The sequence below is a fragment of the Sinobaca sp. H24 genome, assembly GCF_023845525.1.
In genome coordinates this window covers 36,543-53,673 of record NZ_JALBWT010000013.1, presented here as the reverse complement: position 1 = coordinate 53,673, position 17,131 = coordinate 36,543, and the positions used below count along the sequence as shown (strand labels likewise).

Here is a 17,131-nt window from a genome sequence, read left to right as displayed (position 1 = left end):
AAAAGGGTGGTATAAGGGGATTGCCCTTTATCATCCTTTTGCTATAGAAAAGAAACAGGCATTTATTCTGAGGAGGAATATAACAATGGCAATTACAGCTGGTATGGTAAAAGAGCTCCGCGCAAAAACAGGAGCCGGAATGATGGACTGCAAAAAGGCACTTACTGAAACAGACGGTGACATGGATCAGGCAGTTGATTATCTTCGTGAAAAAGGTATCTCCAAAGCGGCAAAGAAAGCAGACCGTGTAGCAGCAGAAGGACTTTCTTCTGTACTAATCGAAGGAAACAAAGCAGTTATTCTTGAAATCAACGCTGAAACAGATTTCGTTGCTAAAAACGAAAACTTCCAGAACCTCGTAAAAGACGTAGCATCGTATCTTCTTACCGAAGAGCCGGCTGATGTGGATACAGCACTTGCTTCTACTTTTAAAGAAGGAGTAACGCTTCAGGATTACCTGAACGATCAAATTGCAAAGATCGGCGAAAAAATTTCGCTGCGCCGTTTTGAAATTGTGAAGAAGAGCGACAATGACTCTTTCGGATCTTATCTTCATATGGGAGGCCGCATCGGCGTTCTTACCCTTCTTGAAGGAACAACCGATGATCAGGCTGCTAAAGATGTAGCGATGCACATTGCTGCGATCAATCCAAGCTACACGTCCCGTGATCAGGTACCGCAGGAAGAAGCAGATCGTGAAAGAGAAGTTCTAAAGCAGCAGGCACTTAACGAAGGCAAGCCGGAAAACATTGTTGAAAAAATGGTGGAAGGCCGCATTAATAAGTATTTCGAACAGATCTGCCTGCTTGATCAGGAATTCGTAAAGGATCCGGATCAGAAAGTCGGCAAGTATGTGAAAAGCTTCGGCGCTGAAGTGAAAGGCTTTGTCCGTTATGAAGTTGGAGAAGGCATGGAAAAGCGTGAAGATAACTTCGCAGAAGAAGTTATGTCCCAAGTGAAAAAATAATGGTGCAAGCGGGTATGCTCCCTGGATACATCCAGTGGGGCAGGCCCTCTTTCCATGTTATAGAAGAATTGTACAATAATACCTGACAATCGGGGGTAAATGATGGAAAAGTATAATAGAGTCGTACTAAAATTAAGCGGTGAAGCGCTTGCGGGAAAACTGGGGTATGGAATCGACCCGGAAGTTATCCAGTCTATAGCGATGCAGATTAAAGAAATTGTTGTATACGATGTAGAAATTGCTATCGTAGTCGGCGGAGGTAATATATGGCGCGGAATGGCAGGAAGCGCTAAAGGGATGGACCGCGCAACAGCTGATTACATGGGAATGCTTGCTACCGTTATGAACTCGCTGGCTCTTCAGGACAGCCTGGAAGACAACGGGGTTCAGTCCAGAGTACAGACTTCCATTGAAATGAGACAAGTTGCTGAACCATACATAAGACGTAAGGCGATCCGGCATTTGGAGAAAAAACGTGTTGTTATTTTTGCTGCAGGTACTGGTAATCCATACTTTTCTACGGATACAACAGCAGCTCTCCGTGCTGCTGAAATTGAAGCAGAAGTAATTCTTATGGCTAAAAATAAAGTGGATGGCGTGTATGATGCAGATCCATTTATTCATCCGGAAGCGAAAAAGTACGAGGAGCTTACGTACCTTGATCTATTAAACGGAAATCTCGGCGTTATGGATTCGACCGCTTCTACGCTATGTATGGACAATGACATACCACTTCTGGTATTTTCAATTATGGAAGAGGGCAATATTAAAAAAGCTGTATTAAAAGAAAAAATTGGTACAGTAATCAGGGGGAAATAAACATGGCAGAGAACGCAAAACAAGAAGCATCCGCAAAAATGAAAAAGTCAATCGACTCCTTTCACCGTGAGCTTGCTACGCTGAGAGCCGGAAGAGCAAACCCTTCTATGCTTGATAAGGTTATTGTCACCTACTACGGAGCAGAAACGCCGCTTAACCAGCTGGCCTCTATTTCTGTCCCTGAAGGACGGCTGCTGGTCGTAGCGCCTTATGATAAATCTTCCATCAATGACATGGAAAAAGGAATTCAAAAAGCAAACCTCGGCCTGACGCCAAGCAACGACGGCGAAGTGATCCGAATTGCTATTCCAGCTCTTACAGAAGAACGCCGTAAAGATTTATCCAAATTGATCGGGAAATATGCAGAAGAGGCTAAAGTAGCTGTCCGCAACCTTCGCCGCGATGCAAATGAATCCCTTAAAAAGCAGCAGAAAGATGGAGATATTACAGAAGACGATCTCCGTCGTCAGCAGGATGATATTCAAAAAGTAACAGACCAGCACATTGCTGAAATTGATAAAGCAGCTGCTGATAAAGAAAAAGAAATTATGGAAGTATAAGCTTCCAGACTAGTTCATAGAAAGAATGTAAAACCCTCTTCTTGCAGGAGGGTTTTTCCTTTTATAAAGCGAAAGAGAGAAAAGGAAGCGGTCCATAAAGGAAAAGTTTCCCTCATCTCTTGTGTTTGAGAGCACTAATGCTTTAAGATGAAAAAGGACTGCATAACTCTGCCGGAATAGAACACAGGCAGAAAAAATAATAAGTTACATATTAAAAGAAGGCTGGTGCCCCAACCATGATTGATAGATTTTTAAAAAATCCAGAACAACGCTCGCATCAAAAGGCCGACGCTGCTAAATCAGATAATATACCGGCTCACGTTGCTATCATAATGGATGGAAATGGGCGCTGGGCTAAGGAAAGAGGCATGCCTCGCGTAGCTGGACACCGGGAAGGCATGAAAACCATTAATCGTATTGTCGAAAAAGCCCATTTGATGGGAATAAAATATATTACCCTGTACGCCTTTTCTACTGAAAATTGGAAACGGCCGAAATCAGAAGTAGAATTTCTGATGAGAATGCCGGAGAAGTTTATTACGAAGGAACTGCCGGCGCTTATGAAAAATAATGTCAAAGTACAAATGATGGGCAGCACGGATTTACTGCCAGCCCATACGATGAAAGCTGTAAAAAAAGCGATCGACGATACGGCTGACAATACAGGTATTGTCATGAATATTGCGATGAACTACGGCGGACGGGATGAGCTGGTACGGGCTGTAAAAGCGCTTGGAGAAGAAGTGGAGAATGGCTCCATTCGGGCAGAAGATATAGAAAAAGACATTCATTCCAAACTTTTCAGCAGTGATCTTCCGGATCCGGATCTTCTTATCCGTACAAGCGGAGAAATTCGTTTGAGTAACTTCATGCTCTGGCAGCTGGCTTACAGTGAGTTTTGGTTTACAGATGTTCTCTGGCCGGACTTTAATGGGGAGCACCTCGAAGAGGCTATTAAGGTGTTTCAGGAAAGGAAACGGCGGTACGGGGGCGTTTAGGATGGGAGAGACACGATGAGACAACGAATAGTAACAGCAGTAATTGGAGGTATTATTCTACTTGGCGCTGTTATTGCAGGCGGAGTGTTTTTTACTGCCTTTGTAACACTTATCGCTTCAGCTGCGATGTATGAGCTGATTCGAATGAAACATATTAAACTCAGATCTTTTATGGGTCTGATCAGTATGCTGTTTATGTGGACTCTCCTCATTCCGGCAGATTGGCTGGACGTTGTTTTTTTAGATCATGTATCGAAGTCAGAGCTTTTCTTCGTTATGATATTATTTCTGCTTGCATGGACCGTGGTGACGAAAAATTCTTTCACTTTTGACGAGGCCGGCTTTGTGATTTTATCAGCGGTATACGTCGGTTATGGATTTTACCACTTAATTATTACGCGTCACATAGACGATATCGGACTGCTTGTTGTATTTTTCACTTTATTTATTATCTGGGCTACCGACTCCGGGGCTTATTTTATCGGAAGAAAATGGGGAAAGCATAAGCTGTGGCCGGACATCAGCCCCAAAAAAACAATTGAAGGATTTATAGGTGGAATTGGTGCCGCGCTTATCGTAGGGTGGGTATTTCACATGTTCTTTCCTATATACTCTTCCGCATGGATCGTAACGGCATTTATCTTAACGGCATCTATATTCGGACAGCTGGGGGATCTGGTGGAATCAGCGTTAAAACGTCATTACGCCGTGAAGGATTCCGGAACGCTTCTGCCGGGGCACGGTGGTGTACTGGACCGCTTTGACAGCTTAATTTTTGTCATGCCGCTGCTTCACTTTTTCTATTTTTTATCGTAGGTCGTACATACTACAGACAGGCTGATCACTAAAGGAGACGATTATGAAAAAAATCTCACTGCTTGGATCCACAGGATCTATTGGTACACAAACGCTGGACGTTATTAAAAGCCATCCCGAAGAGTTTTCGCTCGCTGCTATGACAGCCGGTAAAAATATCACTCTTGCGGCAGAACAGATAGCACTGTTTAAGCCGGCGCTTGTCAGCGTAGAACGGAAAGAAGATGCAGAACGGCTGCAAAAAGATTTTCCGAATACGCGCATACTTTTTGGCAGAGAAGGGTTGATTGAAGCCGCTTCCTACAACGAGGCGGACTTTCTCATGAATGCAGTAATGGGAAGTGTGGGACTCGAACCGACACTTGCCGCGATTAAATCAGGAAAAGATATCGGTATTGCCAATAAGGAAACGCTCGTCACAGCCGGCCATATTGTGACGCAGGCGGCTAAGGAGCATAATGTGCTGCTGCTTCCGGTTGACAGCGAGCATTCAGCTATTTATCAATGTCTTCTCGGCAATAGAAGAGAAGACGTAGATCGTTTAATTATTACAGCTTCCGGCGGAAGTTTCCGGGATTTAAACCGGGACCAGCTGCACAATGTAACAAGAGAAGATGCGTTGAATCATCCCAACTGGTCGATGGGGGCTAAAATAACGATAGATTCAGCAACAATGATGAATAAAGGGTTTGAAGTTATTGAAGCACACTGGCTCTTTGATATGCCATATGAAGATATTGAAGTTGTTATCCACCGGGAGAGCATCGTGCATTCCCTTGTGGAATACAAGGATAAAAGTGTAATTGCACATCTTGGATCCCCTGATATGAGGGTTCCTATCCAGTTTGCTCTGTCCCAGCCTAAAAGGCTTGAATTAAAAGATACAAACAGGTTAAACTTATGGGAAGCAGGAGCACTTCATTTTTCGAAGCCCGATTTTGACCGTTACCGCTGTCTGCAGTATGCTTATGATGCAGGAAAAACTGGAGGCACGATGACAACCGTTTTAAATGCGGCAAACGAAATCGCCGTAGCCGAGTTTTTAGCCGGCAGAATTTCATTTACAGCAATCGAAGAATATATAGAAAAAGCAATGCATCGGCACTCGTCCCAGCTTGCTCCTGATTTACAGACCATTCTTGAAGTGGATAAAGAAACAAGGGAATATGTGGCCTCTTTAATAGGGTAAAGGTGGGAAAAAATTGGATACATTAATTGCAATAATTATTATTTTTGGAGTGCTGGTGGCAGTCCATGAATGGGGGCATCTTTACTTTGCCAAAAAAGCCGGTATTTTATGCCGGGAATTTGCAATAGGCTTCGGCCCAAAAATATTTTCAACAAAACGCAATGAGACACTCTACACGGTAAGGCTGCTTCCTCTTGGAGGCTATGTACGGATGGCTGGTGAAGAACCGGAGCAGGTGCAGATTAAGCCTGGCTATGAAGTAGGACTTGTCTGGAACGAAGCCGGCAAAGTAAAAGAAATCATCGTGAACAATAAATCAAAACATCCTGAAGCAAAAGTAGTTTCTGTAGAGCGTATAGATCTGGATAAACAGTTGTTTATCGAAGCATATACAGACGATGAAGAAGAACTGCAGCGCTTTGATGTAGATGATGCCTGTAATATGATCGTAGACGAAAAGCCGGAACAGATTGCCCCTTACCACAGGCAGTTTGGTTCCAAAAAGCCGGGTCCTAAATTTCTTACCATATTTGCCGGACCGGCGATGAACTTTATTTTAGCCTTTGTGCTGTTTATGACGTTTGCTCTCATAAATGGTGTCCCGACTGAAGAGGCTTCCATGGGAGAACTCGTTGACGGAAGCCCCGCACAGGAAGCCGGTCTGGCAGAAGGTGATGAGGTTAATGCTGTGGACGGCCAGCAGGTCGACACGTGGCAGGAAATGACGGCAGTTATTCAGCAGAACCCGGGCGAACCGGTTCCATTTGAGATTGTACGTGACGGTCAGGAACAGACGATTACCGTTGAACCGGACAGCGTATATGATGAAATGGCAGAACAGGAAATCGGGCAGATCGGCGTGAATGCGCCGGCTCCGGAGCATTCCTTTCTCGGATCAATAGAATACGGCGCAACAAGCGTTGTTAATGTAGCTACGCTGATTTTCCAGGTGCTGAGCACGATACTAACCGGACAATTTTCACTCGATGATCTGGCCGGCCCTGTTGGTATCTACAACGCGACGGGTGAAGTGGCATCACTCGGCATTCTGGTGCTCGTTCAATGGGCCGCAATGCTGAGTGTGAATCTAGGTATTGTCAATCTTCTGCCGCTTCCGGCTTTGGATGGTGGAAGGCTTATCTTTATCGGTCTGGAAGCCATACGCCGCAAGCCGATTGATCCGCAGAAAGAAGGCATGGTCCATTTACTTGGATTTGCCCTGTTAATTCTGCTGATGCTTGCTGTGACGTGGAATGATATAAACCGTTTCTTTTTATAATAGTGCTGCAAGGCTTCAGTGCCCGAGCTTTCTCGATGGAGATAACGACTCAAAAGGTAAGCCTTTTGTCGGGAGCGGGTACTGGTGCCTTTATTTTATCCAAAAAATGATACCGGCAGAACAAGGTCTGTCTGTTTAACTTAAGGAAGAGGGTTTCTACTACTATGAGACAACAATCATTTTTCAGCCCCACAATGCGGGATGTGCCGCAGGGAGCAGACATAACGAGCCATCAGCTGATGCTGCGGGCCGGACTTATCCGTCAGACGGCTTCAGGTATATACAGCTATCTACCGCTGGGCTACAAAGTACTTAGAAAAATTGAAAATATCGTGAGAGAAGAAATGAACAACGCCGGTGCACAGGAAATTCTGATGCCGGCCGTACAGCCAGCTGAAATATGGGAAGAGTCCGGCCGCATCCACGATTACGGACCGGAATTGATGCGCTTAAAAGACAGACATAATCGTGATTTTGTTCTTGGCGCCACGCATGAAGAAGTTATTACTTCCCTTGTACGGGACGAGTTAAATTCTTATAAAAAACTTCCGGTGAACCTATACCAGATTCAAAACAAGTATCGCGATGAAAGACGGCCACGCTTTGGCGTGCTGCGCTCCCGCGAGTTTGTCATGAAAGACGCTTATTCCTTTGACAGCAGTGAAGAAGGTCTGGAAGAGAGCTATTGGAACATGTTTAGGGCCTACCAATCCGTGTTTAAACGGTGCGGCCTCGATTTCCGCCCGGTGGAAGCTGATGCCGGAGCGATCGGCGGTAAAGGCGGCACCCACGAATTTATGGCACTTTCCGATGTAGGAGAGGACACAATTGCTTATTCGGATGCTTCGGATTTTGCAGCGAATATAGAAGTGGCAAAAATTGCCGACGGTTATGAAAAACCTGCGAAGCCGGAAGCTTCCATGGAGCCGGTGGATACACCGGCGATGAAAACGATTGACGATTTGATGAAAGGTCTTTCGATAGAAAGCACCTCTATTATTAAATCTGTTCTATTTATTACAGAAGAAGAGCCTGTGCTTGTTTTAGTCAGAGGAGATCATGAAGTAAACGAGATCAAAGTAGCCAACATGCTCGACACTTCAGAAGTCAGACTTGCAGATGATACAGAGGTCGAGCGGCTGATGGGATGCAGGACAGGTTTTATCGGTCCGGTCCGCGCTCCGGACAACGTCAGAATACTAGCTGACTTTGCTGTGCGCGGCATAGCAGAGGCCGTAACAGGAGCTAATGAAGCAGATAAGCATTTTATGAATGTGCACCCGGACCGTGACTTTAAAGTCAGTTCCTATGAGGATCTGCGTTTCATAAAAGAAGGAGATCCCGCTCCGGATGGACTGGGAACCATTCGTTTTGCTAAAGGAATCGAAGTCGGCCAGGTGTTTAAACTGGGTACCAAGTATTCCAAAGCTTTAAAAGCTGATTTCCTGGACGAACAGGGAAGAGCACAGCCGCTGATTATGGGATGCTACGGCATCGGAGTGAGCCGGACTATTGCAGCGATCGTTGAGCAGCATCATGATGAATCCGGTATTATCTGGCCGAAGAACGTGGCTCCTTTTGATATACACCTGCTTGCGATGAACGTAAAGCAGGAAGATCAGGCGGCCCTTGGAGAGTCTTTATACAAGGAGCTGCGCGAAGCCGGCTTTGATGTATTATATGATGACCGTAAGGAACGGGCCGGCGTAAAGTTTAAGGACGCTGATTTATATGGTATTCCAATTAGAGTAGCCTGCGGGAAAAAAGCAGGGGAAGGCATAGTGGAAGTAAAGCAGAGAGAGGGCGGAGAAGCAGTGGAAGTAGCTGCAGCCGACCTTATGGACTATTTAAACAAGCTCGTTTAACCAAAGAATCACGCTATTATCCCATGGACCTTTGTTAGAAATGACACTTTCTAATAGAAGAAAACCATGGGATAATTTTATGAAGAACGTAATGAAAGGGGTGCTCTGCAGTGAGCGCAGACAACCGTATCAGGGAAGAAAGATTCCAGCTGCTGATGGAGCAGCTGGACGTCCCCTCTGACATAAAAGAGAGATACCTCCAGGAGGGGCGGATAGAAAAGCTTGAAATCAGTAAGCAGGAGAAAAAGTGGCATTTTTATTTATACCTTCCTGTACCGCTTCCTTATGATATTTTTGAACTAATTGAAAATAAAATGAATGCAGCATTTACTCATGTAGCATCTACTGCTTTTTCGATTCAATATAACGAAGAACAGCCATTTGACCGCCTGTCTTCCTACTGGCCGGCTATAGTTAACCGAATTGATGGAATGGCTCCTCATCTGCGCCAGCGCCTGAACGGCGGGCAGCCGGCTATCGAAAATAATACGATTACGCTGGCCTGCAAAAATGAAGCGGAAGCCTCGATGATGGAGCGTAAGCTCTCTGACTCCCTGCAGGTCATTATGCCCGGACTTGGATTTGGAAAATGTATCGTCAAAGGAGAAGTGAAAAACTCTGAGCAGGAACGGGAAGCATTCGAAGAGAAAAAGAAAGAAGAAGATCACTCCAAAGTAGTAGAGGCCATGATGGAACGTAAAAAACAGGAAGACCGCTCTAAAAAAGCCGGCGATTCTGGTTCACTTCGTATCGGCTATCCTATTAAAGAAGAGCCGGTTCCGATTGAAACGATCCAGGATGAAGAACGGCGGATTGCGATTCAGGGATACATTTTTGAAGCGGAGACAAGAGAGCTCCGGAGCGGCCGCACGTTATTAACATTCAAAATAACAGATTATACTGATTCTATCAGCGTTAAAATGTTTTCCAGAGATAAAGAAGATCTGCCGATGTATCTGGCACTTAAAAAAGGAATGTGGGTAAAGGTAAGAGGAGGCGTGCAGAACGATACGTTTGTACGCGACCTTGTCATGATCGGAAATGACGTGACGCAGATCCAGCCGGCAATAAGAACAGACAAAGCGGAACCGGAAGAAACAAGAGTCGAGCTTCATGCGCATACGAATATGAGCCAGATGGACGCGACGACCACGGCCTCCGAATATGTAGCAAAAGCAGCCGAATGGGGACATAAAGCTGTGGCTATTACGGATCACGGGGTGGCGCAGTCCTTCCCGGATGCGTATAACGCCTCGAAAAAGCACGGCGTTAAAATCCTTTACGGACTGGAAGCCAATCTGGTCGATGACGGTGTTCCCATTGCATATAACGAAGCGGACCGGGATCTTGCTGCCGGCACGTATATAGTGTTTGACGTAGAGACCACCGGACTAAGCGTTGTGTACGATACGATTATTGAATTGGCAGCCGTTAAAATTATGGATGGAGAAATTGTCGACCGGTTTGAGCGTTTTGCAAACCCTCATCAGAAGCTTTCTGAGACGATTATTGATCTAACAGGCATTACAGACGATATGCTTGAAGGCGCGCCGGAAATAAGTGAAGTACTCTCAGATTTCGAAACCTTTATGGGAGATGGAATTCTTGTTGCCCATAACGCAAGCTTTGATATGGGGTTTTTAAATGAAGGCTACCGGAAAATGGAACAGGAAAAAGTAGCAAATCCGGTTATTGATACGCTGGAACTGGGACGTTTTTTATATCCGCATTTGAAAAATCACCGGCTGAACTCCCTATGTAAAGCATTTGATATTGAGTTAGTCAGCCATCACCGGGCGATTTATGATGCGGAGGCGACAGGATATCTGTTGTGGAAAATGCTCAAAGATGCCATGAATAAAGACATTGCCAATCATAATCAACTGAATCAAAATATGGGCCAGGGGGATTTCTACCGGCTTCGTCCTTCGCACTGTACGCTCATTGCCCAGACCCAGGAGGGACTGAGAAATCTTTACACGCTCATTTCCAAGTCCCATCTGGAGTACTTTTTCCGTACTCCGAGAATTCCAAGGTCGGTTCTGCAGAAGCATCGTGCAGGGCTGATTGTCGGATCCGGCTGCGACAAAGGAGAAGTATTTGAAACGATGATGCAGAAGTCAGCGGAAGAGGCGAAGGCGGCCGCAGAATTTTATGATTATTTGGAAGTTCAGCCGCCTGGAAACTACGCGCATCTCGTAAAAAAGGAACTGCTTAAAGATGAGAATGCGATTTATGACATCACCAAAAAAATCGCCGCTCTCGGGGAAGAATTAGGCAAGCCTGTTATTGCCACAGGAAACGCCCATTATATCGAACCGGAAGACAGCGTGTACCGGAAAATACTTGTTGCCTCGCAGGGAGGCGCGAATCCTCTGAACCGTCAGACGCTCCCCGCTGTTCATTTCCGCACAACAGATGAAATGCTGGAAGAGTTTTCGTTTCTTGGCGAAGAGCTGGCAAAGAAAGTAGTCGTAACGGAATCGAGGGCTCTTGCCGACTCGGTGGAGGAGATTCATCCGATTCCGGACAAGCTGTACACGCCGACCATTGAAGGCTCGGATAAAGAAATTAGAGACATGTGCTATACGAAAGCCGCGGACCTGTACGGCTCGCCGCTTCCTGAAATTGTCGAAAGCAGGCTGGAAAAAGAACTGGCCAGCATTATCGGGCACGGATTTGATGTTATCTATCTTATCTCGCAGAAGCTGGTTAAAAAATCACTGGATGACGGCTATCTGGTTGGTTCCAGAGGATCGGTCGGCTCTTCGTTTGTAGCCACGATGACCGAAATTACAGAAGTGAATCCACTTCCGCCTCACTACGTCTGTCCGTCCTGCAAGCATTCCTATTTCTTTAACGACGGCTCTGTAATGTCCGGCTATGACCTGCCCGACAAAGCATGCGAGAAGTGCGGGAGCACATATATTAAAGAAGGACAGGACATTCCATTTGAAACGTTCCTGGGATTTAAAGGGGATAAAGTTCCTGATATTGACTTGAACTTCTCCGGCGACTATCAGCCTAGAGCCCACCACTACACAAAAAATTGTTCGGTGAGAAAAACGTGTACCGTGCCGGCACTATAGGAACGGTCGCTGATAAAACGGCGTATGGGTACGTCAAGGGCTATCAAAGTGATCATGATATGCACCTGCGCGGAGCAGAAATTGATCGGCTGGTATCCGGATGTACCGGTGTTAAACGTACGACAGGACAGCACCCGGGAGGTATTATTGTTGTACCGGAAGAATATGATATCCACGATTTCAGCCCGGTGCAGTTTCCGGCAGATGACAAAACATCGGAATGGCGGACAACTCATTTTGACTTCCATTCCATTCATGATAATCTGCTGAAACTTGATATTCTAGGACACGATGATCCAACTGTTATCCGTATGCTTCAGGATCTAAGCGGTATTGATCCGAAGACCATCCCGGTGGATGATAAAGAAGTAATGAAAATATTCAGTTCGCCGGAAGTTCTCGGAGTGACTTCGGAGCAGATTATGTGTAAAACCGGAACATATGGTATTCCTGAATTTGGTACGAGGTTCGTCCGGCAGATGCTTGAAGAAACCAATCCAACCACTTTTTCAGAGCTTCTGCAGATTTCCGGACTGTCCCACGGTGCGGACGTGTGGCTTGGAAATGCACAGGAACTGATTCAGAGCGGCACATGTCAGCTTAAGGATGTTATCGGCTGCCGTGATGATATAATGGTCTACCTCATTTACAAAGGGGTCGATGATGCCCTGGCCTTTAAAATCATGGAGTTTGTCCGAAAAGGAAAAGGGCTGCAGGAAGAATGGGTAGAGGAAATGAAAAAGCACGGCGTGCCGGACTGGTATGTAGAGTCATGCTTAAAAATTAAGTATATGTTCCCGAAAGCCCACGCATCAGCCTATGTATTAATGGCGGTGCGAATAGCCTATTTTAAAGTGCATCATCCGATGTTTTTCTACGCTGCCTATTTTACTGTGCGGGCCGATGATTTTGATTTAAATACAATGATTAAAGGCGGCACGTCCATTAAGAGCCGTATTCAGGAAATACAGGCAAAAGGATTTGACGCCACACCAAAAGAAAAAAACATTGTTACCGTGCTCGAGCTTGCTCTTGAAATGGTAGAACGGGGCTATTCCTTCCAGAAGGCCGACTTATACCGTTCCAAGGCATCAGAGTTTATTGTGGAAGGGGATTCGCTGATTCCTCCATTCAACGCACTTGACGGCGTCGGTACAAACGCGGCGATCAGCATTGTAAAAGCAAGAGAAGGCGGCGAGTTTCTCTCAAAGGAGGACTTGCAGCAGCGCAGCAAAGCGACCAAGACAGTTATTGAAAATCTTGATCTGCATGGCTGTCTGCAGGGGCTCCCGGATTCCAACCAGCTGTCCTTGTTTTAAAAACGAACGGAACGAACAACAGCAGAAGGCTAAAACGAACAACAAAAGCCTGTAAGTCGCATGAAAACAAGCTTTGGTTGCATTTCCGGGTGTTTTATGGTAATCTTTTATTCGAAAGCAATGGATATGAAGCGTCGGGAGAAGAGTGGGTAAATACCCACTCTTTCGTTTGTAAAAAAGGGTATTTTGCACTTATTTCATACATGAACAGGCGTATCGTAAAATAAACAGCTTATCTTATAAATCAAGGAGGATGGTTATGAGCGAGCGGGTCAAAGATACCGCCAGTCGACTTGTTCAGCCCATCTTGGAAGATTTAGGGCTAGAACTAGTTGAAGTGGAATATAAAAAAGAAGGAAAAAATTGGTTTCTGCGGGTGTATATAGATAGTCCAAAAGGAATAGCTATTGAAGACTGTGGAGTCGTAAGCGAAAAACTAAGTGAGAAACTTGATGAACAGGATCCGGTAAACGAAAATTATTACCTGGAAGTATCTTCGCCTGGTGCCGAGCGTCCGCTTAAATCGGAAGAAGATATCAAGCGTGCCGTAGGGAAGTATATTAATATTACGACCTACAAGCCCTTGAATGGTGATAAAGTCTTCGAAGGAACGCTTCTTTCTTTTCAGGATGGGATCCTTGAGATCAGCCAGAAAGAAAAGCAGAAGAAAGTTAGAATGGAAGTTCCTTATAATAAAGTAGCTAAAGCAGACTGGCCGTCGAATTTTAAGAGGTACCGATAACAAGGGGGAGGATAATCCGTGAATACAGACTTTATGGATGCACTAAATTCACTGGAAAAAGATAAAGGTATTGAAAAAGAAATCATTCTGGAAGCAATTGAAGCGGCACTGATTTCAGCGTACAAGCGCAACTTTAATCAGGCCAGAATGTACGGGTGGATGTAAGCCGTGATAACGGAAGCATCCGCGTGTTTGCAAGAAAAGAAATAGTGGAAGAAGTGTTTGATCCAAGACTGGAAATCTCGCTTGCAGAAGCCCGGGAGATGTACTCGGAATATGAGCTTGATGACGTTGTAGAACTTGAAGTAACACCGAAAAACTTCGGCCGTATTGCGGCTCAGACAGCAAAGCAGGTCGTGACCCAGCGGGTGCGTGAGGCAGAAAGAAGCATCATTTATTCTGACTTCATTGACCGTGAGGAAGACATCATGACTGGTATTGTTCAGCGTCAGGATCACCGCTTTATTTATGTGGATCTTGGAAAAGTAGAGGCGCTTCTTCCACAGGGAGAGCAGATGCCAAATGAAAATTATAAGCATAACGACCGGATCAAAGCATATATTACTAAAGTGGAAAAAACGACAAAAGGTCCGCAGATCGTTATCTCGAGAACCCATCCCGGTTTATTAAAAAGACTATTTGAATTAGAAGTGCCGGAAATATATGATGGTACTGTAGAGATTATTTCGGTTGCAAGAGAAGCGGGAGATCGTTCGAAAATATCGGTTCATGCGGAAGATCCGGAAGTAGATCCGGTAGGCTCCTGTGTCGGCCAGCGGGGCCAGCGCGTTCAGGCTATCGTCGATGAATTAAAAGGAGAAAAAATTGATATTGTCGAATGGTCTACCGATCCTTTTGAATACGTAGCAAACGCTTTAAGTCCTTCCAAAGTTCTTGATGTGCAGGTCGATGATGACAATAAAAGCACGCTCGTTATCGTGCCTGATTATCAATTATCGCTTGCTATCGGTAAAAGAGGACAGAATGCACGTCTTGCTGCAAAGCTGACCGGATGGAAAATAGATATTAAAAGTCAGACAGAAGCAGAAGAACTGGGTCTTTATGTCCCGAAAGAAGAAATAGAAGAAGAAGCCTGGGACGACAGCTTCGAAGAGTCATGACAGCAAGTTAGAAGGAGCGAGGACAGTTGAAACGCAAACCTCCTATTAGAAAATGCATCGTAAGCGGCGAGTCCGGAACTAAAAAAGAGCTTGTCCGTATTGTGCGTGATAAAGAAGGCGGAGTAAGTGTTGATTTCAGCGGCAAAAAAAACGGCCGCGGCGCTTACTTAACGAATGAAGAGTCCGTGTTTTTGGAAGCAAAGAAACGCGACGCCATCTCCCGCCATTTGAAAGTTTCTCTTACGCCGGAGGACTATGACCGCTTACTGCAGGAAAGAAACAAAGGGAAAAAAGGATGAATGATAAATTTTATTCACTGCTTGGACTGGCTGCGAGAGCAGGAAAAGTAAAAACCGGCGACACAGCCGTCATGAAAGATATCCGCAGCCAGACGCTCCGGCTTGTGATTGTAGCCGGAGACGCGTCGGAAAATACGCAGAAGAAGTTTAACGACAAATCCAGCTATTATCGTGTGCCGTACAGAATTACCGGAACCCGTGAAACGCTCGGACATGCGCTTGGCAAAGGGGAACGGGTGACCGTAGGGATCACCGATGAAGGATTCGCGAAAAAGCTAATCTCATTGCTGGATAATTAGAAGGTGGAGGTTAGGCCTATGAGCAAAATGAGAGTGTACGAATACGCCAAACAGGTGGACAAGTCCAGTAAAGACATTGTTCAGGCTCTTAAAAGCAAAGGCGTGGAAGTTACTAACCATATGTCGATTATTAGCGATGAGGATGTCAAAAAAATCCAAACGCCGGCCAAACCGGCTCCAGAAGCTCCAAAAGCTTCTACTAATAAAAAAACAGAAAATGAGGGAAAGAAAAATACAAATATGAATAATACTAAAAATAACTCGAAACCAAACAACCGCGGCAGTCAATCCAATCCACGAGGCAGAGGAAAAAGAAGAGGCAGTTCCCGTCAGCAGAGCAAGTCACCCCACCAGATTCTGGCTCTTCCAAAAAAGATCACCTTTATTGAATCTTTAACGGTAGGAGAATTGGCTGAAAAGCTGCACCGGGATTCATCTGAAGTGATTAAAAAGCTGATGAAGCTTGGCGTTATGGCAACAAAAATGAATCACTTGATAAAGAAACGATTGAATTAATTACCGCTGATTACGGCGTGGAAGTAGAAGAAGAAGAAGTAATCGATAAACTCGATATTGATATTTATACAGACGAAAACGACAGCGAAGAAAACCGCACCGAACGTCCGCCGGTCGTTACCATTATGGGTCACGTCGATCACGGTAAAACACCCTTCTTGACTCGATCCGCCATACTAAAGTAACGGCAGGAGAAGCAGGAGGCATTACGCAGCATATTGGTGCCTACCAGATCGAAGAAAACAACAAAAAAATTACGTTCCTCGATACACCTGGTCACGCCGCTTTACTACGATGAGAGCCCGTGGTGCACAGGTTACAGATATTACTATTCTTGTTTGCAGCAGACGACGGTGTTATGCCGCAGACTAAAGAAGCGATTGCACACGCGAAAGCGGCGGAAGTGCCGATTATTGTAGCAGTAAACAAGATGGATAAAGAAGGAGCCAACCCAGATCGTGTAATGCAGGAACTGACAGAATTTGAATTGGTTCCGGAAGCATGGGGCGGCGAAACGATCTTTGTTAACGTATCTGCTATTAAGGCGAAGGCATCGATGAGCTGGTCGAAATGATCTTCTTGTATCAGAAGTAGAAGAGTATAAAGCCAATCCGGATAAACGTGCTACAGGTACGGTTATTGAAGCAGAGCTTGATAAAGGAAAAGGACCAGTTGCAACCCTTCTTGTACAGGACGGCACGATGCATGTCGGTGACCGATCGTAGTAGGAAATACGTTCGGCCGTAATCCGCGCGATGGTCAAGATCTTGGCCGCCGCGTAAAATCAGCAGCGCCATCCACACCAGTTGAAATTACAGGTCTGAGTGACGTACCGCAGGCAGGCGATCAGTTCGTCGTATTTGAAGACGAGAAAAAAGCCCGCAGCGTTGGGGAGCAGAGAGCCGCTAGAGCGAAAGACGAAGAACGTAACTTAACAAACCGCGTCAGCATTGATGATCTATTCAGCCAGATTCAGGACGGCAACATGAAAGAAATCAATGTTATTGTAAGCAGACGTACAGGGTTCTGTTGAAGCAGTAAAAGGCTCTGGAAAATTGACGTAGAAGGCGTTAAGATCAATATCATTCATGCAGGAGCAGGTGCTATCGCAGAATCAGACGTTATTTGCCTCCGCATGCCATTATTATCGGCTTTAACGTTCGACCTGACGTGAACGCTAAGCGTACGCTGATGTAGAAAAAGTAGATATCCGCCAGCACCGTGTTATCTATGATGCAATCGAAGAGATTGAA

General features: G+C 45.4%; 15 protein-coding genes and 3 pseudogenes. All 18 read left to right on the top strand.

What is annotated here, in order from left to right; genetic code table 11:
• The first annotated feature begins 85 nt into the window (after nucleotides 1–85).
• The 18 genes and pseudogenes from tsf (at nucleotide 86) to MMY81_RS35450 (ending at nucleotide 16,911) form a co-directional block, all read left to right on the top strand.
• Nucleotides 86–967: a translation elongation factor Ts gene (gene tsf, locus MMY81_RS17035; RefSeq protein ID WP_252313793.1), complete on the top strand. Its 882-nt coding sequence runs from the start codon at nucleotides 86–88 to the stop codon at nucleotides 965–967.
• A gap of 102 nt (nucleotides 968–1,069) precedes the next feature.
• Nucleotides 1,070–1,786, top strand: a complete 717-nt coding sequence (pyrH, locus tag MMY81_RS17030) for a UMP kinase (protein WP_252313872.1) — start codon at nucleotides 1,070–1,072, stop codon at nucleotides 1,784–1,786.
• A gap of 2 nt (nucleotides 1,787–1,788) precedes the next feature.
• Nucleotides 1,789–2,346, top strand: coding sequence for a ribosome recycling factor (gene frr, locus MMY81_RS17025; RefSeq protein ID WP_252313792.1), 558 nt, complete (start codon nucleotides 1,789–1,791; stop codon nucleotides 2,344–2,346).
• Nucleotides 2,347–2,582: 236 nt separating this feature from the next.
• Nucleotides 2,583–3,344, top strand: coding sequence for an undecaprenyl pyrophosphate synthase (locus MMY81_RS17020; RefSeq protein ID WP_252313791.1), 762 nt, complete (start codon nucleotides 2,583–2,585; stop codon nucleotides 3,342–3,344).
• A 15-nt stretch (nucleotides 3,345–3,359) separates the two neighbouring features.
• Nucleotides 3,360–4,160 (top strand): phosphatidate cytidylyltransferase, encoded by an 801-nt coding sequence (locus tag MMY81_RS17015; protein WP_252313790.1) that lies wholly within the window; start codon nucleotides 3,360–3,362, stop codon nucleotides 4,158–4,160.
• 43 nt (nucleotides 4,161–4,203) lie between these two features.
• The gene (locus MMY81_RS17010; RefSeq protein ID WP_252313789.1) at nucleotides 4,204–5,349 is read left to right on the top strand and encodes a 1-deoxy-D-xylulose-5-phosphate reductoisomerase; all 1,146 of its coding nucleotides are present in this window, start codon (nucleotides 4,204–4,206) and stop codon (nucleotides 5,347–5,349) included.
• Between the two features lie 13 nt (nucleotides 5,350–5,362).
• A complete protein-coding gene (gene rseP, locus MMY81_RS17005) occupies nucleotides 5,363–6,628 on the top strand; it encodes an RIP metalloprotease RseP (protein ID WP_252313788.1) in 1,266 nt (421 codons plus the stop codon).
• 164 nt (nucleotides 6,629–6,792) lie between these two features.
• Complete coding sequence (locus MMY81_RS17000; protein WP_252313787.1) at nucleotides 6,793–8,493, top strand: proline--tRNA ligase; 1,701 nt, start codon at nucleotides 6,793–6,795, stop codon at nucleotides 8,491–8,493.
• 110 nt (nucleotides 8,494–8,603) lie between these two features.
• Nucleotides 8,604–12,901, top strand: a pseudogene (locus MMY81_RS16995) (PolC-type DNA polymerase III).
• 259 nt (nucleotides 12,902–13,160) lie between these two features.
• Nucleotides 13,161–13,643 carry a ribosome maturation factor RimP gene (rimP, locus tag MMY81_RS16990; RefSeq protein WP_252313786.1) on the top strand — a complete coding sequence of 161 codons (483 nt, stop codon included), beginning with the start codon at nucleotides 13,161–13,163 and terminating at the stop codon, nucleotides 13,641–13,643.
• Nucleotides 13,644–13,676: 33 nt separating this feature from the next.
• A pseudogene (gene nusA, locus MMY81_RS16985) lies at nucleotides 13,677–14,764 on the top strand (transcription termination factor NusA).
• 26 nt (nucleotides 14,765–14,790) lie between these two features.
• A complete protein-coding gene (gene rnpM / locus MMY81_RS16980) occupies nucleotides 14,791–15,063 on the top strand; it encodes an RNase P modulator RnpM (protein WP_252313785.1) in 273 nt (90 codons plus the stop codon).
• On the top strand, nucleotides 15,060–15,362 hold the full coding sequence (locus MMY81_RS16975) for a YlxQ family RNA-binding protein (RefSeq protein ID WP_252313784.1): 303 nt from the start codon (nucleotides 15,060–15,062) through the stop codon (nucleotides 15,360–15,362). The genes rnpM and MMY81_RS16975 overlap by 4 nt, the downstream gene beginning before the upstream one ends.
• A gap of 18 nt (nucleotides 15,363–15,380) precedes the next feature.
• Nucleotides 15,381–15,878: a translation initiation factor IF-2 N-terminal domain-containing protein gene (locus MMY81_RS33415; RefSeq protein ID WP_256497948.1), complete on the top strand. Its 498-nt coding sequence runs from the start codon at nucleotides 15,381–15,383 to the stop codon at nucleotides 15,876–15,878.
• A 17-nt stretch (nucleotides 15,879–15,895) separates the two neighbouring features.
• Entirely contained in the window at nucleotides 15,896–16,063 is a 168-nt protein-coding gene (locus tag MMY81_RS33410) for a hypothetical protein (protein ID WP_256497947.1), read from the top strand.
• Nucleotides 16,045–16,452 (top strand): annotated as a pseudogene (locus MMY81_RS33405) (GTP-binding protein). Before MMY81_RS33410 ends, MMY81_RS33405 begins: the two are co-directional and overlap by 19 nt.
• 64 nt (nucleotides 16,453–16,516) lie before the next feature.
• Nucleotides 16,517–16,603, top strand: coding sequence for a hypothetical protein (locus MMY81_RS35455; protein WP_374562224.1), 87 nt, complete (start codon nucleotides 16,517–16,519; stop codon nucleotides 16,601–16,603).
• Nucleotides 16,597–16,911, top strand: a complete 315-nt coding sequence (locus MMY81_RS35450; protein ID WP_374562222.1) for a hypothetical protein — start codon at nucleotides 16,597–16,599, stop codon at nucleotides 16,909–16,911. The genes MMY81_RS35455 and MMY81_RS35450 overlap by 7 nt, the downstream gene beginning before the upstream one ends.
• Nucleotides 16,912–17,131 lie beyond the last annotated feature (220 nt).